The sequence below is a fragment of the Ensifer sp. Root31 genome, from assembly GCF_001424825.1.
Lineage (GTDB): Bacteria > Pseudomonadota > Alphaproteobacteria > Rhizobiales > Rhizobiaceae > Ensifer > Ensifer canadensis.
Genome location: NZ_LMCO01000001.1, coordinates 78,334 through 99,060, shown reverse-complemented (window position 1 = coordinate 99,060; position 20,727 = coordinate 78,334). Strand labels below are relative to the sequence as shown.

Sequence of the window (20,727 nt, the reverse complement as noted above, 5' to 3'; positions counted from 1 at the left end):
CATGAAGGATCAGCTTTTCCTCATCGAGCGCCGCGGCTTTCTGCGCGCCGGTGCCGTGCTTTCGCTTGGCGCTCTCGCCGGCTGCACCACATCCAACGTGCTGTCGCCGGCAACTGGCACCGGCAGCGACCAGACCGCGGCGAGCCTCGGCTATGTCAACGTCCTGCGCAAGAACAAGGGCCTGTCGCCGCTGGTGGCGGACAAGGCGGCTTCCGCTGCGGCCATGAGCCAGGCGGCGAGAATGGCCAAGGTCGGCAAGATGCAGCACCTGATCGGCTGGAACGACAGTTTCTACGACAGGATGAAGAGCCAGGGCGTGGTCCTTCCGGCTGCCGAGAACATCGCTGTCGGCCAGGACGACGCCGAACGCGCCTATGACGCCTGGTACAAATCGCCGAAGCATCTGGAAAACATGCTTGGCAACTATCGTGGTCTCGGCGTGGCCGTGGCGCAAAACGCCGCTTCGGGCAACCGGCCCTATTGGGCCATGGTGCTGGCGGGCTGATCGCTCGTTTCTCTGTCACCGCGTTCGAGGCCGCCCCTCATCCCCCGGACCTTCTCCCCGCGGGCGGGGAGAAGGGACGACGCTCTACCGTTTTGCCTTCCATCGGGACGTTGCGTTTTCCCGCGGGCTTGCCGGCAGCTCCAATCTTGCCTGCAAACCTACGAGGCATTCGGCATCTGTCGCCCGTGTGCGTCCTCTCTCCCCGCAAGCGGAGAGAGAGTTAGGGTGAGGGGCCATCGTGGCGCTGAGGTATCGACTGCTGTCACCAACCGCAGTCTCTTGCGCCCGCCTATGATCTTTCCCTAAAACGGTCGTCACGCACTCATTCCCCTGGACCGTTCGATGACCGCCATTTCTCCCGCCGCGCAGACCGAAACCGCCGGCCCCTTTGAGGTCACCCACCGGCTGATCCTGGCGATTGCGCTGCCGATGACGCTGGGCTTTCTGACCACGCCGTTGCTCGGCCTCGTCGATACCGCGGTGGTCGGCCGCATGGGCCAGGCGACGCTGCTGGCCGGACTTGCTGTCGGGGCGATAATCTTCGACCTGATCTTCACCACCTTCAATTTCCTGCGCGCCGCCACGACGGGCCTTGTCGCGCAGGCCTATGGTCGGGGTGACCGGCGCGAACAGCAGGCCGTGTTCTGGCGCTCGCTGGTGATCGCGCTTGCGGCCGGTGTTACGGTTGTCGCCCTGTCGCCGCTTTTGCTCGCCGGTGGTCTCTGGCTGATGGACCCACCGGCAGAAGTGGAAGCTGTTACGCGCACCTATTTCCTCTGTCGCATCCTCTCGTCCCCGGCGGCACTTGCCAATTATGCTATCCTCGGCTTTGTGCTCGGGCGCGGCCAGGGCACGACCGGGCTGTTGCTGCAGGCTTTGATCAACGGGGTCAACATTGTGCTGTCGATCCTACTCGGATTGATCCTGGGCTGGGGTGTCGCCGGTGTCGCGATCGCAACCGTGACCGGCGAGGTCATCGGCGCTCTGGTCGGCTTTGCCATCGTCTATGGCCGCTTTGACAGGACGGACGCGCCGAGCTGGGCGATGATCTTCGACCGCGAACGGCTCCGGCCGCTGTTCGGGCTCAACCGCGACATCATGATCCGGTCCTTCGTTCTCGTCGCGGCCTTCGCGCTGATAACGCGGATCGGCACAGCTTTCGGCCCGGTGACGCTGGCGGCGAACGCGGTGCTGATGACCATTTTTCTCGTTGCCGGCTATTATCTCGACGGGCTTGCCAATGCGGCCGAGCAACTGATCGGCCGTTCGATCGGTGCCCATTACCGTCCGGCTTTCGATCGGGCACTGAAGCTGACGATGGCATGGTCGCTCGGTCTCGCCGCCTTGACGACGATGGCGCTCCTGCTTTTCGGCCGCGGGATGGTCGATCTCTTGACCACGGCGCAAGACGTTCGCATGGTCGCTTACGAATATCTGCCCTGGGCGGCCCTGACGGCGATGACCGGCGCGCTCGCCTTCCTGATGGATGGGGTCTTCATCGGCGCTACCTGGTCGCGCGACATGCGCAACATGATGCTGGCAGCCCTGGTCGGATACATAGCCGCCCTGGGGATCCTTGTCCCCGCCTTCGGCAATCACGGCCTATGGGCGGGGCTCAACCTGTTCCTGCTGATGCGTGGCCTGTTCCTGCTCGCCAGAATTCCGGCAAAGGCCGGTCAGACCTTTCGTTCGGTCCAGTAGTCGAGGCGGCTGTCACGAAGGTCGCGGATCGATGTCAGGCCCTGGCGATCGCAGAGCTCGGAAAGCCCGCGCACGATCCGGCCGGGCAGCGCCGGACCTTCATAGACCATGCAGGAATAGAGCTGGACCAGGTCGGCGCCGGCGCGGATCTTCTCTGCAGCCGTTTCGGCCGAACTGACGCCGCCGACACCGATGATCGGCAGGGCCGGGCCGACGCGCTTGCGCATCCGGGCAAGAACGGCCGTCGATTTCTCGAACAGCGGCTTGCCGGAAAGGCCGCCGGCTTCCTTCGCCTGGGCCTGGTCTTTGAGGCCATCGCGCGAAAGCGTCGTGTTCGAGACGATCAGCCCGTCGAGATCTTGGGCGAGCACTTCGGCCGCGATGTCATCCAGGCCTTCCTCGGTCAGATCGGGAGCGATCTTGAGGAAGACCGGCACGCGCCTGTTGCTGCGCGAGGCTTCCTCGTCGCGCGCGGCAAGCACGGCCGAAAGCAGCGTCGCCAAACTTTCGCGCGCCTGCAGGTCGCGAAGACCGGGCGTGTTCGGCGAGGAGATGTTGGCGGTGAAATATCTGGCGACGGAGTAGAAGGTGTGGATGCCGCTGACATAGTCGCCGATGCGATCGGCACTGTCCTTGTTGGCGCCGATATTGACGCCGATCAGCGCGTCGCGCGAGCAGGCCTTGAGGCGGGCCAGGGCTGCGCCGTGGCCCTCATTGTTGAAGCCGAGGCGATTGATCACCGCTTCGTCTTCCACCAGGCGGAAGATGCGCGGCTTGTCGTTGCCCGATTGCGGACGCGGCGTCACCGTTCCGATTTCGGTAAAGCCGAAGCCGATCTTCAAAAGCGCTTCCGGCACCTCGGCATTCTTGTCGTATCCAGCTGCCATGCCGAGCGGATTGGGGAAGGCAATACCGGCAACGGTCTGGGCAAGCCGCTTGTCCTGTCTGGACGGACAGCTCGGCACGAGGCCGGTCTTCAGTGCCTTGATCGACAGTCCGTGGGCTGCCTCCGGATCGAAGAGGAAAAGGCCGCGGCGGGCAAGATTGGCAAAGGGATTGGTCATGCCTCGAGTTCCGGGAAGACGTGAAGGCCATCGGCGCCGAGCGGCAGCGGCTTTTCCCACAGGACGGCCGAAAGGAACAGCGGTGCGTAGAGATGCGGGAAAAGGGCACCGCCGCGTGACGGCTCATAGACCAGCTCTTCGCCGAGCGCATCGCCATCGATCGCCACCAGCAGCAGGCCTTCCTGCCCTTCGAAGTGGCGGGCGGCGGTTTCGATCGCCTGCTCGCCGGTCGAAAAGTGGATGAAGCCGTCCGCGAGGTCGATGGGCGCGCCATCAAAACGGCCGGTGCGTTTGGCTTCCTGCCATAGTGCGGCCGGAACGATCTTGTATATGATTGAGCTCATGATGCCCGCTTGTCCGTCGTGATATCCTGTCGTGGCCTTGCCGCAAATATCGGCGATTGTCCATTGCTGAAGATCTTTCACCGGCGGATTTCCGCCCGTATGTCCGCAACGGAGAGGAAATCATGAGAAGAGCAATTGCAGTCATGCTTATAGGCGGCAGCCTCGGCCTTGCCGCAGGCGCACGCGCCCAGGAACCGGCGCCCGGTCGCTACGCCATGCAGAAGTCGGACACCGGCATTGCCCGGCTCGACACCCAGACCGGCGAGGTCTCGCTCTGCCAGGAGAAAGACGGTCAGCTCGTTTGCCGCATGGCTGCCGATGAGCGCACGGCTTTCGAATTGGAGATCGATCTCCTTACCAAGCGGGTGGAAGCGTTGGAAAAGGCCGCTAAATCCGGTGGGGCCGTCGCAAAACCGGACCTTCCGACCGACGAAGAGATTGACCGGACAATGGGCATCATGGAAAGAATGATGCGCAAGTTCATGGATATCGTGAAGGATCTTGAAGGCAGCAGCGACGGAACGTCGCCGCAGAAGACCTGACGGGTCGGACGGACTGTGCGGCTACAACCGGCGTGGGGACGCGGGCTGCAGCCGAAGCTCTTGGGAGGGAGCGACATGACGCCGGACATGACCATCATCATCGCAGACGACCACCCGCTCTTTCGCGGCGCCATGCGGCAGGCATTGAGCGGCATGGCCGGCGCGCCTGCCATCGTCGAAGCCGGCGACTTCGCTGCCGCGCGCAAGGCCGCCGCCGATTGTCCCGACGCAGACCTGATGCTGCTCGACCTCACCATGCCCGGCGTCAGCGGCCTGTCGGGCCTGATCGCCCTTCGCGCCGAATTTCCAAGCCTGCCGGTCATGGTGGTTTCCGCACATGACGACCCGGCGACGATCCACCGGGCGCTCGATCTCGGCGCCTCCGGCTTCCTGTCGAAATCGGCGGGGATCGAGGAAATCCGCGATGGCATCGAGAAAGTCATGGCCGGCGAAGTCTTCGTGCCGGCCGGCTACGAGCAGGGGCAGGAATACGAGCCGGAGGTCGCCGATCTCCTGCAGCGGCTGCAAACCTTGACGCCGCAGCAATCGCGCGTTCTGAGCATGCTCGGCGAGGGCCTGCTCAACAAACAGATCGCCTATGAGCTCGGGGTTTCCGAGGCGACCATCAAGGCGCATGTCTCGGCGATCCTGTTGAAGCTCAACGTCGACAGCCGCACGCAGGCCGTCATCCAGCTTTCGAAGATCGGTACTGTGGCGGCGGCCTAGAGCATCCCGCGCAAAAGTGGGCACCCGGTTTTGCGATCGCGACATGCGACGGAACCAGCGCTTTGAGTTCGAAAAGCGTTCCTAAAAGAACGCAGCGCGCTTTATGCGCGACACCGCATTAGCGACTATTCCGCAGCCGTCTTTGCCGCCGTCGAGAGCTGGGTCAGCCATGCCCGCATGGCGGCTGGCCGCACCGGCTTGTTCTGCAGGCCGACGCCGTCGCGCTCCGCCGCGCCGCGCACTTCCGGCGACCGGTCGGCGGTGACGAGCAAAGCCGGTATGTTGTCGCCGAACAGCGCCCGGATGCGCGCGATCGCCTCGATGCCGGTGCCGTCGTCGAGATGGTAGTCGGCGATGATGGCGTGCGGACGCTCCTGCGTGGACGTCGACATCTCGGTGCAGGCGTTAAGCGATTCCGCCGTCGTGACGACGCAGCCCCAGCCCGATAGCAGCACCCGCATGCCTTCGATGATGCGCGGCTCGTTGTCGATGCAGAGCACGCGCAGGCCGTTGAGCGCCTCGCTGGCCTTGGTCGTCGGCACGGGCGGGACGGCGACCCGTTCTCCCGCCGTTGGATCGAGCGGCACCGTGACCTTGAAACCGGTGCCCTTGCCGGGCTTGGACTGCAGGCTGACGGGATGGTTAAGCACCCGCGAAATCCGGTCGACGATCGAAAGCCCGAGGCCGAGCCCGGATGCGGTGCGGGCGCCCTCGTCGAGGCGCGCAAACTCCTTGAAGACGGTGCGGAACTTCGATGACGGGATGCCGATGCCGGAATCCAGCACTTCGATCGTCGCCATCTTGCCGCGCCGGCGCACGCCGACGAGCACCTTGCCTCGGAGCGTGTATTTGACGGCGTTCGAGACCAGGTTCTGCACGACGCGCCGGAGCAGGTTCGGATCCGTGCGCACCACCAGCGACGTCGGCATCACCACCAGCTCGAGGTCTTTCGCCCGTGCCATCGGCGCGAAATCCGTCTCGACCCGGCGCAAGAGGTCGTTGAGCGGGACCGACTGCAGGCGCGCCTTCATCGCGCCGGTGTCCAAGCGGGATATGTCAAGAACGGCACCAAGAATGGCTTCTACCGATTCCAGCGAGGAATCGATGTTTTCCACCAGCGTGCTGTTGTCCGATTCCCCGAGGCGTTCGACCAGCGAGGAGGAGTAGAGCCGGGCGGCGTTGAGCGGCTGCAGGATGTCGTGGCCGGCGGCGGCAAAGAAGCGCGTCTTGCCGATATTGGCCTCTTCGGCGGCGGCGCGAGCCTCGGCGAGTTCGTGGTTCACCCGGGTCAGTTCGCCGGTGCGCTCGGCCACCCGAAGCTCGAGCGTCTCGTTTGCCTGCTTCAGCGCCATGTCGGCGGCGACCCGCTGGGTGATGTCGGTGTAGGTCGTGACGATACCCTTGTCGGGCATTGCGTTGGTGCGCACTTCAATGATCTGCTGGCCGTTTCCAAGCTCCATCAGGAATGGCTTGTCGAGCGTCAGGAAGTTGGCGATCAGCCGCTTCTCGTCCTCCTTGCGGATATCGCCCCGCTTGGTGAGGATCGCGACGATGTCGGCAAGCGGGAAACCCACCTGGCCGGCGGCTTCCGGCAGGTCGAGCAGCTGGCGGAAACGCCGGTTCCAGATGATCAAGTTGTTGGCGTTGTCGAAGACGGCGATGCCCTGGTCCATCTGCGAAAGCGCGGTCTGCAGCATGTCCTGATTGTACTGCAGCGCTTCGCTTGCCTGGTCCAGCAGCCAGGCCGTATCCGACGAGGTGTCGTCGACCCGTTGCAACACCAGCGAAAACACGAGGCGGGCCGAGGACGAGCCGATGGCGCTGCCGAGCAGCTGCTCGGAAAAATGCACCAGCGCCATGTCGGCGGGCGCATTGTCGTCGAGCCAGCGGCCGGACTGGCGCTCATAGGTATGGAACGAACGCTGCATGCGCTCGTCGCCCATATAGCGGGCGATCGTCGCCTTGAGGTCGCGGACGGTGATCTTGGTCTTTCGGCCGCGAAACGCCCTCTCGCTGCGCGAGCGCCGGGTGATGAAGACCCCCGCCTGAAAACGTTCGAGCGGCTTGGGTGCCCGGGTCAGCGAGGCGAGCACGTACATGGTCAGATTGACGAGCAGGCTGAGCGCGGTGGCGTTGACCAGAGGATCGGCGTCAGTGCCGGAAAAGACCTCGGTGAAGGGTAGCAGGAAACTGAGGACCGTCGTTGCGACATGCGAATTATCCGGTCCGCCGAGGCTCGGCAGGAACAGGAGATAGGCCCAGACGAAGAAGCCCGAGACCATGCCGCAGATGGCGCCGCGGGCATTGGCCTGACGCCAGACCAGGCCGCCGAGCAGAGAAGGTGCCATCTGCGAAATGGCAACGAAGGAGAGAAGCCCGAGCGAGGCGAGGCCGGCGCTGATATCGGCCGAACGGTAATAGGCATAGCCGAGCAAAAGCACGACGAAGATCGCCGTGCGGCGAATATTGAGCAGTGTGCCCGCGAGATTTTCCTGCAGCCCGCCGCGCTGGCCGAGATTGCGGCGCAGGAAGACTGGCATGACGATGTCGTTGGAAATCATGATCGACAGCGCCACGGAGGCAACGATGACCATGGCCGTCGCTGCCGAAAAACCGCCGATGAAGGTAATCAGCGTCAATAGCGGCAGGCCGTTGGCGAGCGGCAGCGTCAGCAGGTAGAGGTCGGCGTCGCCGGATCCCGAGAAGGTCAGGATGCCGGCAATGGCGATCGGCAGAACGAAAAGGTTGATGGCGACGAGGTAGAGCGGAAAGAGAATGCCGGCGGTGCGCAACTCGCCTTCGGTGCGGTTCTCGACGACAGTGACATGAAACTGCCGCGGCAGCATGATGATCGCAAAGGCCGAGGTGACGATCAGCAGGATCCAGCGCGCGATCGGCGTTTCGTAGGAGAGCGCCTTTTCGACCGCCGGGCTTTGCTGGGCGAGGGTCCACAGATGCGTCGGCCCGTCGAAAATCACGAATACGATGTAGAGGCCGGCGGTGATCAGCGCCACCAGCTTGACCACCGATTCCATCGCGATCGCGAGGATCAGGCCGTCCTGGTGTTCGGTTGCATCCGTATGGCGGGTGCCGAAGACGATGGCGAAGCAGGCGAGGAACAGGGTGACGAGGAGCGGCAGGTCGATGAAGCTTTGCCCGGCGCCGATGCCATAGTCGCTGGTGTTGATCATCGCCGCGACCGAGCTCGAGATCGCCTTCAGCTGCAGCGCAATATAGGGCACGGCGCCCACCAGCGAAATCAGCGCAACGATCGCCGCCACCGCCGGGTTCTTGCCATGGCGGGCGGCGATGAAGTCGGCGACCGATGTCAGCTTCTCGGTCTTGGCAAGCCGGATGATCTTGCGGATCAGCGGCATGCCAAGCGTGAACATCAGGATCGGGCCGATATAGATGCCGGTGAACTCGAGGCCACGCTCGGCCGCAAGGCCGATGCCGCCGAAATAGGTCCAGGACGTGCAATAGATCGCAAGGCTCAGCGCATAGACCAGCGGCCTGCCGTTGACCGCAGTGCTTTTTTTCCTGGCCCGCCGGTCGCCGTAGCTTGCGACTGCGAAAAGCAGCAGCAGATAGGCGAAGGCCGAGGCGAAGATGACCGAACCCGAGAGCATGCCTCATTCCTCCGGGGGCAAGCATAGGCCAACTGCAAGAGGTTGAGAATTGCCTCGGCATCAGTCTTAAGTTCAAGGCGGCGTTGAAGAAAGCGCGCGGCCCGCCGGTGTCGTCAGCGGGCGATCGCAATCGGGCAACTCGCTTGCATACGATTTGATCAAAGGCAAAGAATGGTTTCCCCCCTGCCCGCTTTGGTTTAGTTTCCGTAAACGGTTGCAGCGCGGGACAGCGCCAGCGGTCGCTTTCAACGGGGATAATACGGAGAGACGTATGCTGAATGAGTTCAAAGAGTTTGTTGCCCGCGGGAACGTGATGGATCTCGCGGTGGGTGTGATCATCGGCGCCGCTTTCAGCAAGATCGTCACGTCGATCGTCGAAGACCTGGTGATGCCCGTTGTCGGTGCGCTCACCGGTGGCGGTTTCGACTTCTCCAACTACTTCCTGCCGCTCTCGGCCAACGTGACGGCGACGTCTCTTGCCGCTGCCCGTGAACAGGGCGCCGTCTTCGCCTATGGCAACTTCATCACTGTCCTCATCAACTTTCTGATCCTCGCTTGGATCATCTTCCTGATGATCAAAGCGGTAAACCGCGTGCGTGCATCGGTCGAAAAGCAGAAGGAATCCGAGCCGGCCGCTCCGCCGCCGGAAGATGTCCGGCTGCTTTCGGAAATCCGCGATCTCTTGAAGCAGCGCGCCTGAGTTTCCTCTTCCCGCGGGCTCCGGCGTCGTCGACCGAAGCCCGCGAAACATCACAGAAATCAATAAACCGGTCAGATAAAGTCGCGTGATCGCCGCTGCGAAAGCGGCTAGAAGCGACGGGCGATCCGGAGCGGGATCAGGAAAAGTGTGGGCGGTTTTCCGCCCGCATCCCGCTCTAACTCATGAAAATCGATCACGTTTTTGATTTGGGTCGAGCCAACCCGACCAAATCAAAAACGTGATCCAGGAGCCCGTCGATGACCATCATCACCACCCTCAGTCCCCGTGCACTCTCGGCGCCGGAAAGCGGCATCGTCGAGGTCGTGAACTATGCCCGTGGGCGCGACGGTCTGATCCCGCTCTGGGTCGGCGAAGGCGATCTTTCGACCCCGACCTTCATTTCCGAGGCCGCCAGCGAAGCGTTGCTCGCCGGAGAAACCTTCTACACCTGGCAGCGCGGCATCCCGCCACTGCGCGAAGCGCTGTCGCGCTATTACCAGCGCCGGTTCAAGAAGACCCTTTCACCGGAGCATTTCTATGTCACCGGCTCCGGCATGCAGGCAATCAAGCTTTCGATCGAGGCGATCACCTCGCCGGGCGACGAGATGGTGCTTTTGACCCCGGCTTGGCCGAATTTTGCCGCGGCTGCCGAGCTGTCGGGCGTCAAGCCCGTCTCCGTTGAGCTCCGCTTCGAAAACGGCACGTGGCAGCTCGATCACGAGCGGCTCGAAGCGGCAATCGGTCCGAAGACCAAGGCTCTCTTCATCAACACGCCGTCCAACCCGACCGGCTGGACCGCCAGCCATGACGATCTTCGCGCCATTCTGGCGCTGGCGCGCAAGCACGGCCTCTGGATCGTCGCCGACGAGATCTATGCGCTTTATCACTACGCAGGCGGCCGGGCGCCTTCTTTCCTTGATGTGATGGACGACGACGAGCGCATCATCTTCGTCAACTCCTTCTCCAAGAACTGGTCGATGACCGGTTGGCGCGTCGGCTGGATCGTCGCCCCGCCGGCAATCGGCCAGGTGCTTGAAAACCTGGTGCAATATGCAACCTCAGGCGTGGCGCAGTTCATGCAGCGCGGCGCCGTCGTGGCGTTGGAAGAGGGCGATGCTTTCGTCGACGCCAACATTGCCAAGGCCGCACAGAGCCGTGACCTCTTGTGCGACGCGCTGATCGCCACCAATCGGGTCGAAACGCTGAAGCCGGACGGTGCGATCTATACGTTCCTCAAGATCGACGGCGTCACGGATTCGCGCGCTGCGGCGATCGACATCGTCGACAAGACAGGCGTTGGCCTTGCGCCGGGAACCGCATTCGGCGATGGCGGCTCCTTGTTCATGCGCGCCTGCTTCCTGCGTGATCCGGCGCAGGTCGCGGAAGCGGCACACCGCCTGCAAAATTACATTCTCGGTCGGTAACGGTCGCCATCGCTTAGGTCGGCGTGCGCTCCTGCATAATTCCTTAAATCAGGATAGATTTAAGGCAAAAATTATGCAGCAAGTTTAGAATGTTACAGCGTCCTTAGCGCGTCAGATTTGACGCGCGGCGCTGTAAGTGCCCCGCCGACCTTTCGGCGTGACTATTTCTTAACTCTACACCAAGGAATTGTGGTCCCGCGGCCGCGCAGACGTGCGGCCCTTACCTATTCCGAAAGCATCTGTGGGTTTTGCTGTCTCCTATGTTCCAGGGAACGGGAAGCAGTAAATGGCTGTGTTGGTAACGGGCGGTGCCGGCTATATCGGCAGCCACATGACGTGGGCGTTGCTCGACGCCCACGAGGATGTGGTCGTGCTCGATCGACTGTCGACCGGTTTCCGCTGGGCCGTGCCATCAGAGGCGCGTTTCTACCGTGGCGATGTCGGCGACAAGGTATTGCTGGCACGCATCTTCGACGAGAACAGCATCGATGCGGTCGTGCATTTCGCCGGTTCGGCGATCGTTCCTGAATCGGTTGCCAACCCGCTTGCCTATTACGAAAACAACACCGGCAACACGCGTACGCTGATAGAGGCCGGCGTGAAAGCGGGGATCGGCGGTTTCGTTTTCTCGTCGACGGCGGCCGTCTATGGCAGCCAGGACGGCGCGGAACCCGTGCGCGAGACGACAGCCCTCCACCCCGAAAGCCCCTATGGGCTATCGAAGCTGATGGCCGAATTGATCCTGCGGGATGCCGCTGCAGCCCACGATTTCAGCTATGTGGCGCTGCGCTATTTCAACGTCGCCGGCGCCGATCCCCTGGGTAGGACAGGTCAGTCGACGACCGGCGCAACCCATCTGATCAAGGTCGCCTGTGAAGCCGCGCTCGGCAAGCGGCCGAAGGTCGATATCTACGGCACGGATTATTCCACGCCCGACGGCACCGGCATCCGCGATTACATCCACGTGGCCGACCTCGTCGAAGCCCACATGCGTGCGCTTGCCTATCTCAGGGCCGGTGGCGAGCCGTTGATCAGCAATTGCGGCTACGGCGAGGGTTTTTCGGTGTTGCAGGTCATCGACACCATCAGGCGCATCTCTGGCCGTGACATTGCGGTTAAGCATGGGCCGCGGCGACCGGGCGATATCGCTCGCATCGTTGCCGATCCCGCGCTCGCACGGCTGAAGCTTGGATGGGTGCCGGCCCATGCAAGTCTTGACCAGATCGTAGAGAGCGCCTTCGCCTGGGAAGAGCATCTTTCACGCAAGAACAGCTACGACCTGCCACGCCCGCAGATGCGATTGGTCTGAGGCCCTCGATCAGGGCGTTTGATCGTCGCTCGTTTCGCCCAGTATCTTTTGTTCATGCGCGATCGCGTGGTTGATCAGCCGTGCCCAGATCTCCTCGTAGAAATCCGGGTCCAGGTTCTGGCTCTCGGCATTCTTGCGGGCATTCTCGCGCACTTCCATGACCCGCGCCGGGATATCGGCCTTCAGCTTCAGCGGTCGCTTGATCTCTGCGGCGCGGTCGATATAGCCCCAGCGCTCGGCGAAAAGCGCCATCAGCGCCTGATCGAGCCGATCGATCTCGGCGCGCACATCGGCCATATCAGTGCATTCGGCTGGGGTCTTTTGCATCTGTCTCGTCCGGTTGCGGCAGGGATGCCTTGCGCCCGCAGGGGCACGCGGCGCTCTTGCGGCGCACTGCTAACAAACGGCGGGGGATCTGAGAAGAGGCAACAGGGTCGCACGGTCCCAGTGTCAGCGGAACGGTGATCACGAGGTGACACCGGGACCGTAATCACCAGGTGCCACCGGGTTGGTGGTCACCTCAGCAGGCGATCGCTTGGCGAGGGAGGAGGGTGCGGTCCTGTCTCCGTCCGCGGCGATCGCCTGCTGACGTGTTGGGAAAAGCTAACCCGCCAAGCTTGAGCGAGGCTTTATGCCCTGTCACCGAACCATCATGATCAGGTGCCGATCATCAGCTTGATTATCAGGCCGACGACGGTGACGGTCACCACGCCCGCACACCAGAGGCCGACAAACCACAGAAGCTTGCGACCGGTTCCCGTTTCGCTTTTCAATGGTAGCCCTCCTCCGGGTCGATCTTGCCGCGGAAGACCCAATAGGCGTAGCCGGTATAGGCAAGGATGATCGGCACCAGCACCAGCGCGCCGGCAAGCAGGAACGACAGGCTGGCGTCAGGTGCCGCCGCATCCCAGATCGTCAGCGATGGCGGCACGATATAGGGAAAGAAGCTGATGCCGATGCCGGCATAGCCGAGCACGAACAGCCCCAGCGCGGCAAGGAACGGCCGGGTGTCATGACGGGTCCTGATGCCGGTTATCAGAAGATAGAGGCAAGCGAGCACCAGCAGTGGCACGATGATGCTGAAGATTGCCGTCGGCCAGCCGAACCAGCGCTGCAGATAGAGCGGTTCGAGGAAGGGCGTCCACAGGCTGACGATGCCCATGGCGGCGATTGTGCCGAACGAGCATTTGAGGGCAAGGCTGCGAGCCCGCTCCGCCAGATCCCCATGGGTCTTCATGACAAGCCAGGTGGCGCCGAGCAGTGCATAGCCGACGACGACGGCGATGCCGGTCATGATCGAGAATGGCGTCAACCAGTCCCACCAGCCGCCGGTATAGGCCCGGTTCTCAACCGGAATGCCCTGAACCAGCGCCCCCAGCGTGATGCCTTGGGCAAATGCGGCGAGCATCGAGCCGCCGGCAAAGGCCCAGTTCCAGAGATACTCGGCCCGCTTGGTGCGCCAGCGATATTCGAAGGCAACGCCACGGAAGATAAGGCCGATGACCATGGCGATGATGGGCGCGTAAAGTGCCGGCAGGATGGTGGCGTAGGCGAGCGGGAACACCGCCATCAGGCCGCCACCGCCCAGCACGAGCCAGGTCTCGTTGCCGTCCCAGACGGGTGCGACCGAGTTCATCATCACGTCGCGATCATGCTTTTGCGGAAAGAACGGGAAAAGGATGCCGACACCGAGGTCGAACCCGTCGAGGATGACATAGGCGAGCACCGCAAACGCGATGATGCCGGCCCAAATCAGCGGCAGATCAATGTCCATGATGACCTCCATGGGGGTTGGCGAGGGCGGCACCGGCCGTGCGGATCGGCCCCTCGTCGAGATCCGGCGTCGGATCACGCGGCAGCCGCGCCATCAGCCGCAGGATGTAGAAAGTGCCTGCGCCGAAAACGAAGAAGTAGACGATGATGAAGGCCAGCAGCGAAGCGCCGACGGCAGGGGCCGCAATCGGTGCGACCGAGTCTGCCGTCAGCAGATGGCCGTAGACCGTATAGGGCTGGCGGCCGACCTCCGTGGTGATCCAACCGGCAAGCACGGCGACGAAGCCGGCCGGGCCCATGAGGACTGCTGCACGGTGTAGCCAGGCATTGCTGTCAAGCGTGCCGCGATACCGACACCACAGGCTCCACAGCCCGATACCGAGCATGGCGAAGCCGAGGCCGACCATGACGCGGAACGACCAGAAGATGATACCAACAGGCGGATGCAGTTCGTCGGGAATGGTGTCGAGGCCGGCAAGCGGCGCATTGAGATCGTGCTTGAGGATGAGGCTCGACAGCTTCGGCACGTCGATGGCGTAGTCGACGCGCTTTTCGGCGGAATTGGGAATGCCGAAGAGGATGAGCGGCGCGCCGTCCGGGTGGCTCTGGTAGTGGCCTTCCATCGCCATCACCTTGGCCGGTTGATGTTCCAGCGTGTTGAGGCCGTGCATGTCGCCGGCAAAGATCTGGATCGGCGCAACGATCGCCGCCATCCACATCGCCATCGAGAACATCTTTCGCGCCCGGCGCGGCGCCGTCTTGCGGATGAGGTGCCAGGCGCCGCAGGCGCCGACGACGAAGGCGGTCGTCAGATAGGCGGCAAGCACCATGTGCACCAGGCGATAGGGAAAGGACGGGTTGAAGACGATAGCCCACCAATCGACCGGCACAAACTGGCCGACCGCATTGATCTCGAAGCCCCTCGGCGTCTGCATCCACGAATTTGCCGAAAGGATCCAGGTGGCCGAGATCAGCGTGCCGATCGCGACCATGGCAGTCGCCAGAAAATGCAGTTTCGGGCCGACGCGGTTGAGGCCGAAGAGCATGACGCCCAGGAACCCCGCCTCGAGGAAGAAGGCGGTCAACACCTCGTAGCCCATCAGCGGCCCGATGATCGGCCCTGCCTTGTCGGAAAAGACGCTCCAGTTGGTGCCGAACTGGTAGGACATGACGATGCCGGAGACGACGCCCATGCCGAAGGCGACGGCAAAGATCGTCTTCCAGAAATTGAAGAGCTCGAGATAGACCTCGTCCTTCTTCCACAGCCACAACGCTTCGAGCACCGCAAGGTAGCTCGCAAGCCCGATCGAAAAGGCGGGGAAGATGATGTGGAACGAGACGGTGAAGGCGAACTGGATGCGGGCAAGTATCGTCGCATCGAAATTTTCAAACACGGCACAATCCTTTCAGACGTGCAGCGCCGCGTGTCCATTTGGACGCGCAAGGCTCACTGCAGCTCTCTGGTCTGCTGCGCACTTTCGGCCTCGGATCGTTTCCGACCTAAGGCGTTACGCGGTGCCTTTCGGGCCGGGCCAATCCTGTGGTTGCACCCGAATTTCAGCATGTGATTGAATCTGAGCCAAAATTGCCAAAGGTCAATGATGGGCCGGCCGCCACGTTGTCACACTGCGGCAATGTCGCGCTTGCGGCAAAAGGGAGCGGGCGCGCCGGTCATCGATGGCACGAGCACATGGGGGCGCTTGGTGTTGTGTCGCCGTTTTCAGCGCGTCGGCAGATAGGCTTCCGCAAGCTCCGTCCAGAAGGCGGCGCCGACGGGCAGAAGATCGTCGTTGAAGTTGTAGGCGGGATGATGGAGCGGCTTCTCCTCGCCGCTCACTTTCGAGCCGAGGAAGAAGTAAGTCCCCGGCCGCTCCTGCAGCATGTAGGCGAAGTCCTCGCTGCCCATGAACGGGCGGGCGAGATCGATCACCTTGTCGGCACCGGCAAAGCGGACGGCAAGATCGCGGACAAAATCCGTCTCTGCCTTGTGGTTGATGGTCGCGTCGTAGCTGCGCAGATAGTCGACCGTTGCGCGCATGCCGAAGCTTGCGGCTTGCGCCTCTGCGATCATGCGGATACGGCGCTCCAGCTCGTCGCGCACGGCGGGGTCGAAGGACCGGATGCCGACGACGATCTCGGCGCGCTCCGGGATGATGTTGCTGGCGGAGCCGGCATGGAAGGCGCCGACGGTGACGACGGACGGATCCATCGGGTGAATGTTGCGCGAGACGATCGACTGCAGCGCCATGATGATCGAAGCGCCGCAGACGATCGGGTCGGCGGTGTCCTGCGGTTCGGCACCATGGCCGCCGCGTCCGTGCACGGTGATCCGCGCTTCGTCGACCGCCGCCATGATCGGCCCTTCGCGCAAAGCGAACTGCCCGAAGGGCAGGCCCGGTTCGTTGTGAAGCGCAAAGACCGCGTCGCAGGGGAATTTTTCAAACAGCCCTTCGTCCATCATGATCTTGGCGCCGCCGAAATTCTCCTCGGCCGGCTGGAAGATCAGGTGAATGGTGCCATCGAAATTGCGGCGTTCGGCAAGGGCGCGTGCCGCGCCGAGCAGCATCGTCGTGTGGCCGTCGTGGCCGCAGGCATGCATCAGCCCCGGTGTCTTGCTGGCGTAGCCGAGGCCGGTTTCCTCAAGGATCGGAAGCGCATCGATATCGGCGCGAATGCCGATCGAACGTAACCCGCTGCCATTGCGCAACGTCCCGACGACGCCGGTCTTGGCAAGCCCCGTCGTCACCTCGTAGCCGAGTTCGGCGAGGTGCCGGGCGATGAAGGCGGAGGTGCGCGTCTCCTCCAGGCCGAGTTCGGGGTGGGCATGCAGATCGTGCCGGATGGCGACGAGGTCCGGCATGGCGTTGTCGATGGAGGAGGAAAGCTTCATGTCATGCACCACGGGTTGGTATGCGATTCTCGAACGTGCGGAAGGCCACCACCAGAATGCCGGTGAGGCACATGTAGATGAGCGCGAGCAGCAGCAGCGGCTCGTAGGTCAGGAACGTTTCCTGGCGGACCTTCGAAATCACCGCGTAGACGTCAACGACGGTGATCGTCGCCACCAGCGGCGTTGATTTCAGCTGCAGCACTGCCTCGCCATTGAGCGTCGGCAGGGCACGGTGGATGGCGCGCGGCAGCCAGATGCGGCGGAACATCGTCCAGCGGCTCATGCCATAGGCCTTGGCAGCTTCCAGTTCGCCGGCGGGAACGCCTGCAAAAGCGCCGCGCATCACTTCGCCCTCGTAGGCTGCGAAGGATATCGTCAGCGCCGCGACGCCATAGGGCCATGCTTCGCGCAGATACGGCCAGAGAAAGGATTGGCGGATGGCAGGAAACTGCGGGAACAGCGAGCCGAGCCCGTAATAGAGAAGCCAAAGCTGGAGGAGCAGCGGCGTGCCGCGAATGACGGTGCAGAACACCTTTGCCGGCAACTTGAAGAACCACGGGCCGGTCACCTGCGCCAGGCCGATCGGTACGGCGAGCAGGAAGCCGAGGATCGATGTGCTGAACAGCATCACCAGGCTGATGAGAATGCCCCAGCCGAGACGCGGCAGGTAGCGCGGCAACCAGTCCCAGCGCATGAAGACGGCGACGGTGACGACGAACGCGGCAAAGACCAGCATCATCACGATGCGATGCGGCTGGAAGAAACTGCGCGCGGTCGGCAGGTCCTCGGGCGTGAAGGCGATGGCGTGGGTGGTTTGATCCGTCATCGCTGCTCCGCGAAACCGCGCCTCGCATGTCGTTCCAGCATGCCGATGAAGATGTTGGAGATGAGCGTCAGCGCCAGATAGAGCGCGCCGGCCGCAAGGAAGAACAACAGATAGGCCTTGGTCGTGCCCGCCGCCTGGCGCGTGACGAGCGTCAGTTCGCTGAAGCCGACGACGGCCAGAAGCGCCGTGTCCTTGGTGGCGATCAGCCACAGATTGGAAAGGCCCGGGATGGCGTAGGGCAGCATGGCCGGCAAGGTGACACGCCGCAGCACCTTCAGGGGCGACATGCCATAGGCGCGGGCGGCTTCGATCTGCCCGGCCGGAACCGCCTTGATCGCGCCGCGAAGCACCTCGGTCGAATAGGCGCCCTGAACCACGCCGATGACGAAGATGCCGGCCATCAGGCCGCTGATGTCGACCGGGCCGATGCCGAACAGCGCCAGCAACTGGTTCAACAGATCGGTGCCGGCGTAGTAGAGCAGAAGGATGAGCACCAGCTCGGGCACGGCCCTGACGACCGTGGTGTAGCATTCGAGCAGGTCACGCAGGATCGGACCGCCATAGAGTTTGCCGAAGGCGCCGCCGACGCCGAGCGCCATGCCGAGCGCAAAACCGCCGACGGCGATCTGGATCGAGTTGAAGAAACCCTGCAGCAGCACGCCGCCCCAACCGGGTGCGGACAGTGCGAGCAGGCTCCAGTTGACGATAGAATCCGATGCCATGCGTCTTCGACCTCCGAAGGCACCGGCCGGCAGCCCGAGGGCTGCCGGCCGGTTGCGCCTTATTTGCCGTAGATGTCGAAGTCGAAGTACGTCTTCGAGAACGTGTCGTAGGTGCCGTTGTCGCGGATCGCCTTGATCGCGGTGTTGAGCTTGTCCTTGAGTTCGGTCTCGCCCTTGCGCAGGCCGACGCCGACGCCCGGGCCGATCACGGCCACGTCCTCGGCCACATCACCCTTGTAGTCGCAGCACTCCTTGCCCTGGTCCGTCGCAAGGAAGGCCTTGAGCGCGATCGCGTCCGCCTGGACCGCGTCCACGCGTCCGGCGGCCAGATCGTTGTTGGCCTCGTCCTGCGTCTGGTATTCCTTGACCTCGATGCCGGCCGAGGCGAAATGCTTGGCGGCATAGGCCTGGTGCACGGTCGAGACCTGGACACCGATCGTCTTGCCAGCAAGGCCTTCAGGCGTCGGCTTGAAGTCGACGCCCTTGGTGCCGATGACGCCGGTCGGTGTGTTGTAGTACTTGTCGGAGAAGTCGATCGTCTTCAGCCGCTCGTCGGTGATCGACATCGAACTCATGATCATGTCGATCTTCTTCGAGGTCAGCGCCGGGATGATGCCGTCCCAGGCGACGGGGGTCAGCACGCATTCGAGCTTCGCCTCGGCACAGACGGCCTTCATGAACTCGACTTCCCAGCCTTCCCAGTTGCCGTTCGCATCCGGCGCAGTGAAGGGCGGGTAAGGCTCGGCGGCGACGCCGACCTTCAATGCTTCCGCCGAAGCGGCGATGCCGCCACTGACGGCGATGGCGGCCGCAACCGCCAGGACTTTCAATGTCTTCTTCATGCTGTTCCCCTTTTTTGGTTGTTGAGCATTGTTGAATTCAGTGAATGGAGCTGATGAACTTCTTGAGCCTTTCGGATCTAGGCGCGCCGAAGATGGCCTCAGGCGAGCCCTGTTCCTCGATGACGCCGTTGTGCAGAAAGATGATGTGATTGGCGACGTCGCGCGCGAACTTCATCTCGTGGGTGACGAGGATCATCGTGCGCTTCTCGCGAGCGAGATCGCCGATCACCGAGAGCACTTCGCCGACCAGTTCAGGATCGAGCGCCGAGGTCGGTTCGTCGAAGAGCATGACCAGCGGCTGGATGGCGAGCGCGCGGGCGATGGCGGCACGCTGCTGCTGACCGCCCGACAGGAAAGCCGGATAGGCATCGCGTTTTTCATAGAGCCCGACGCGCTTGAGCAGCGATTCGGCGGTGGCGATCACCTCGGCCTTCGGTTTGCCGAGCACATGGATCGGCGCCTCGATGACGTTTTCGAGGATTGTCATGTGTTGCCAGAGATTGAAGCTCTGGAAGACCATGCCGAGCTGGCTGCGGATGCGCTGGACCTGTTTTCGGTCTTCCGGGACAAGTCCGCCGCGGCCGTCCGGTTTCATCCGGATCTTTTCGCCGTGTACGCTGACAGTGCCGGCGGACGGCAGTTCCAGCATGTTGATACAGCGCAGGAAGGTGGACTTGCCGGAGCCGCTGCCGCCGATGATGGCGATGACGTCGCCCTGTTTCGCTGTGAGCGAAACTCCCTTCAGCACTTCCAATGGCCCGAAACGCTTGTGCAGGTCAGTGACCGCGATTGCCTGGGCCGCATCCGTCATCGACGCGCCGATCCAATGGCTCTGCGAGCTTTCCGTGAAGGCATGAAACAGTTCCCCTGTCGTCTTTCCGTGCAGCATCTTTGGCTTGTCACGGTCTTTGTTGGCAGGCATGGTTGCACTTGTGCCGCTATTGTTCAAGCGTATAATAACACGTATCGTCGTTTTTTTATCGCCCGCCGCGTGCCCGATTTTCCCTGAAGGAGCTCCCATGCATCCGTTCCGCTCGAAGGATTTGACGAACCCGTTCGCCGACCCCCGTGCGCGGATGATGGCACGGATGACGGCATGAATCGTCGCGCGTTTCACCGGGCCCCTGAAGGAGAACGCCGCCAGGAGCTGATCGAAGCGACGCTCGATTGCATCGCCGAATTCGGCCTGAAGGGTGCGACAGTGCGCCAGATCGCTATCCGCGCCGGGGTGACGGCTGGGCTGGTCCGGCACTATTTCGAATCGAAGGACCAGATGGTCGCCGAGGCCTACCGTGCGGTGATCGCGTCGCTGACCGACAAGGCCGCCCATGTCGAAGGCGACCCGGAAACGCGGCTGAGGGACTTCATCGCCATCAACCTGACCGAGCCGGTCGCCGACAGCCGCAGCATCTCGCTCTGGGCGGCTTTCATCAGCCAGGTCCGCGTCGACCCGATCCTCGCCGAAATCCACCGGGACGGCTACCTGACCTTTCGCAACACGCTGCAGGACCTGCTTGCCGATTTCTTGGCGGTGAAGAACAAACCGGCCGACGCGGAAACCTGCCGCGCCTACGCGATCGCGATCAACGGCCTCGTCGACGGCCTGTGGATCGAAGGGTGCCTGGCGGGAGATCTGTTTCGGGAAGGCGAACTGGTCGCCATCGCCATGGCCTCGGTCGAGGCGCTGCTCGGCACCTCGATTGGCAGTGACAAACAATGAAAACGGGAGA

General features: G+C 62.9%; 19 protein-coding genes. 8 read left to right on the top strand and 11 right to left on the bottom strand.

What is annotated here, in order from left to right; translation table 11 throughout:
• The first annotated feature begins 1 nt into the window (after position 1).
• Both ASD00_RS00475 and ASD00_RS00470 read left to right on the top strand, forming a co-directional pair.
• Positions 2-505, top strand: a complete 504-nt coding sequence (locus ASD00_RS00475) for a CAP domain-containing protein (RefSeq protein ID WP_025425836.1) — start codon at positions 2-4, stop codon at positions 503-505.
• Between the two features lie 342 nt (positions 506-847).
• Positions 848-2,206, top strand: a complete 1,359-nt coding sequence (locus tag ASD00_RS00470) for an MATE family efflux transporter (RefSeq protein WP_025425837.1) — start codon at positions 848-850, stop codon at positions 2,204-2,206.
• Here the strand turns inward: ASD00_RS00470 and ASD00_RS00465 are convergent.
• Together ASD00_RS00465 and ASD00_RS00460 are read right to left on the bottom strand one after the other, a co-directional pair.
• Positions 2,182-3,270, bottom strand: a complete 1,089-nt coding sequence (locus ASD00_RS00465) for a quinone-dependent dihydroorotate dehydrogenase (protein WP_025425838.1) — start codon at positions 3,268-3,270, stop codon at positions 2,182-2,184. The genes ASD00_RS00470 and ASD00_RS00465 overlap by 25 nt on opposite strands.
• Entirely contained in the window at positions 3,267-3,614 is a 348-nt protein-coding gene (locus ASD00_RS00460) for a DUF952 domain-containing protein (protein ID WP_025425839.1), read from the bottom strand. The genes ASD00_RS00465 and ASD00_RS00460 overlap by 4 nt, the downstream gene beginning before the upstream one ends.
• Before the next feature lie 122 nt (positions 3,615-3,736).
• Between ASD00_RS00460 and ASD00_RS00455 the strand changes: the two genes are divergently transcribed.
• Entirely contained in the window at positions 3,737-4,156 is a 420-nt protein-coding gene (locus ASD00_RS00455) for a hypothetical protein (protein ID WP_025425840.1), read from the top strand.
• A gap of 75 nt (positions 4,157-4,231) precedes the next feature.
• A complete protein-coding gene (locus ASD00_RS00450; protein WP_025425841.1) occupies positions 4,232-4,882 on the top strand; it encodes a response regulator transcription factor in 651 nt (216 codons plus the stop codon).
• A 125-nt stretch (positions 4,883-5,007) separates the two neighbouring features.
• Here ASD00_RS00450 and ASD00_RS00445 read toward each other — a convergent pair whose 3' ends face one another.
• Positions 5,008-8,511 carry a PAS domain-containing hybrid sensor histidine kinase/response regulator gene (locus ASD00_RS00445; RefSeq protein WP_025425842.1) on the bottom strand — a complete coding sequence of 1,168 codons (3,504 nt, stop codon included), beginning with the start codon at positions 8,509-8,511 and terminating at the stop codon, positions 5,008-5,010.
• Between the two features lie 271 nt (positions 8,512-8,782).
• Between ASD00_RS00445 and mscL the strand changes: the two genes are divergently transcribed.
• From mscL to galE, 3 genes are all read left to right on the top strand, one after another.
• Entirely contained in the window at positions 8,783-9,211 is a 429-nt protein-coding gene (gene mscL, locus ASD00_RS00440; RefSeq protein WP_025425843.1) for a large conductance mechanosensitive channel protein MscL, read from the top strand.
• A gap of 257 nt (positions 9,212-9,468) precedes the next feature.
• Positions 9,469-10,635, top strand: coding sequence for a pyridoxal phosphate-dependent aminotransferase (locus tag ASD00_RS00435; RefSeq protein ID WP_057204254.1), 1,167 nt, complete (start codon positions 9,469-9,471; stop codon positions 10,633-10,635).
• A 286-nt stretch (positions 10,636-10,921) separates the two neighbouring features.
• Entirely contained in the window at positions 10,922-11,944 is a 1,023-nt protein-coding gene (galE, locus tag ASD00_RS00430; protein WP_025425845.1) for a UDP-glucose 4-epimerase GalE, read from the top strand.
• A 9-nt stretch (positions 11,945-11,953) separates the two neighbouring features.
• Here the strand turns inward: galE and ASD00_RS00425 are convergent, their stop codons facing one another.
• The 8 genes from ASD00_RS00425 to ASD00_RS00390 all read right to left on the bottom strand — a co-directional run bounded on the left by ASD00_RS00425 (position 11,954) and on the right by ASD00_RS00390 (position 19,808).
• Complete coding sequence (locus ASD00_RS00425; RefSeq protein WP_025425846.1) at positions 11,954-12,271, bottom strand: chorismate mutase family protein; 318 nt, start codon at positions 12,269-12,271, stop codon at positions 11,954-11,956.
• A gap of 442 nt (positions 12,272-12,713) precedes the next feature.
• Positions 12,714-13,718 (bottom strand): cytochrome d ubiquinol oxidase subunit II, encoded by a 1,005-nt coding sequence (gene cydB, locus ASD00_RS00420; protein ID WP_057204252.1) that lies wholly within the window; start codon positions 13,716-13,718, stop codon positions 12,714-12,716.
• Entirely contained in the window at positions 13,708-15,111 is a 1,404-nt protein-coding gene (locus ASD00_RS00415; protein WP_025425849.1) for a cytochrome ubiquinol oxidase subunit I, read from the bottom strand. The genes cydB and ASD00_RS00415 overlap by 11 nt, the downstream gene beginning before the upstream one ends.
• A gap of 326 nt (positions 15,112-15,437) precedes the next feature.
• Complete coding sequence (locus ASD00_RS00410; protein ID WP_025425850.1) at positions 15,438-16,607, bottom strand: M20 aminoacylase family protein; 1,170 nt, start codon at positions 16,605-16,607, stop codon at positions 15,438-15,440.
• A 1-nt stretch (position 16,608) separates the two neighbouring features.
• Positions 16,609-17,433, bottom strand: coding sequence for an ABC transporter permease (locus ASD00_RS00405; protein ID WP_057204250.1), 825 nt, complete (start codon positions 17,431-17,433; stop codon positions 16,609-16,611).
• The gene (locus ASD00_RS00400) at positions 17,430-18,155 is read right to left on the bottom strand and encodes an ABC transporter permease (RefSeq protein ID WP_025425852.1); all 726 of its coding nucleotides are present in this window, start codon (positions 18,153-18,155) and stop codon (positions 17,430-17,432) included. The genes ASD00_RS00405 and ASD00_RS00400 overlap by 4 nt, the downstream gene beginning before the upstream one ends.
• Before the next feature lie 59 nt (positions 18,156-18,214).
• A complete protein-coding gene (locus ASD00_RS00395) occupies positions 18,215-18,997 on the bottom strand; it encodes a transporter substrate-binding domain-containing protein (protein ID WP_025425853.1) in 783 nt (260 codons plus the stop codon).
• A gap of 37 nt (positions 18,998-19,034) precedes the next feature.
• Positions 19,035-19,808, bottom strand: a complete 774-nt coding sequence (locus tag ASD00_RS00390) for an ATP-binding cassette domain-containing protein (protein WP_025425854.1) — start codon at positions 19,806-19,808, stop codon at positions 19,035-19,037.
• Positions 19,809-20,093: 285 nt separating this feature from the next.
• Between ASD00_RS00390 and ASD00_RS00385 the strand changes: the two genes are divergently transcribed.
• Entirely contained in the window at positions 20,094-20,717 is a 624-nt protein-coding gene (locus tag ASD00_RS00385; RefSeq protein WP_025425855.1) for a TetR family transcriptional regulator C-terminal domain-containing protein, read from the top strand.
• Positions 20,718-20,727: the final 10 nt, after the last annotated feature.

Coding starts and splice junctions, on each gene's coding strand:
- ASD00_RS00475 (WP_025425836.1), top strand. CDS start 2: ATGAAGGATCAGCTTTTCCTCATCGAGCGCCGCGGCTTTCTGCGCGCC.
- ASD00_RS00470 (WP_025425837.1), top strand. CDS start 848: ATGACCGCCATTTCTCCCGCCGCGCAGACCGAAACCGCCGGCCCCTTT.
- ASD00_RS00465 (WP_025425838.1), bottom strand. CDS start 3,270: ATGACCAATCCCTTTGCCAATCTTGCCCGCCGCGGCCTTTTCCTCTTC.
- ASD00_RS00460 (WP_025425839.1), bottom strand. CDS start 3,614: ATGAGCTCAATCATATACAAGATCGTTCCGGCCGCACTATGGCAGGAA.
- ASD00_RS00455 (WP_025425840.1), top strand. CDS start 3,737: ATGAGAAGAGCAATTGCAGTCATGCTTATAGGCGGCAGCCTCGGCCTT.
- ASD00_RS00450 (WP_025425841.1), top strand. CDS start 4,232: ATGACGCCGGACATGACCATCATCATCGCAGACGACCACCCGCTCTTT.
- ASD00_RS00445 (WP_025425842.1), bottom strand. CDS start 8,511: ATGCTCTCGGGTTCGGTCATCTTCGCCTCGGCCTTCGCCTATCTGCTG.
- mscL (WP_025425843.1), top strand. CDS start 8,783: ATGCTGAATGAGTTCAAAGAGTTTGTTGCCCGCGGGAACGTGATGGAT.
- ASD00_RS00435 (WP_057204254.1), top strand. CDS start 9,469: ATGACCATCATCACCACCCTCAGTCCCCGTGCACTCTCGGCGCCGGAA.
- galE (WP_025425845.1), top strand. CDS start 10,922: ATGGCTGTGTTGGTAACGGGCGGTGCCGGCTATATCGGCAGCCACATG.
- ASD00_RS00425 (WP_025425846.1), bottom strand. CDS start 12,271: ATGCAAAAGACCCCAGCCGAATGCACTGATATGGCCGATGTGCGCGCC.
- cydB (WP_057204252.1), bottom strand. CDS start 13,718: ATGGACATTGATCTGCCGCTGATTTGGGCCGGCATCATCGCGTTTGCG.
- ASD00_RS00410 (WP_025425850.1), bottom strand. CDS start 16,607: ATGAAGCTTTCCTCCTCCATCGACAACGCCATGCCGGACCTCGTCGCC.
- ASD00_RS00405 (WP_057204250.1), bottom strand. CDS start 17,433: ATGACGGATCAAACCACCCACGCCATCGCCTTCACGCCCGAGGACCTG.
- ASD00_RS00400 (WP_025425852.1), bottom strand. CDS start 18,155: ATGGCATCGGATTCTATCGTCAACTGGAGCCTGCTCGCACTGTCCGCA.
- ASD00_RS00395 (WP_025425853.1), bottom strand. CDS start 18,997: ATGAAGAAGACATTGAAAGTCCTGGCGGTTGCGGCCGCCATCGCCGTC.
- ASD00_RS00390 (WP_025425854.1), bottom strand. CDS start 19,808: ATGACGGATGCGGCCCAGGCAATCGCGGTCACTGACCTGCACAAGCGT.
- ASD00_RS00385 (WP_025425855.1), top strand. CDS start 20,094: ATGAATCGTCGCGCGTTTCACCGGGCCCCTGAAGGAGAACGCCGCCAG.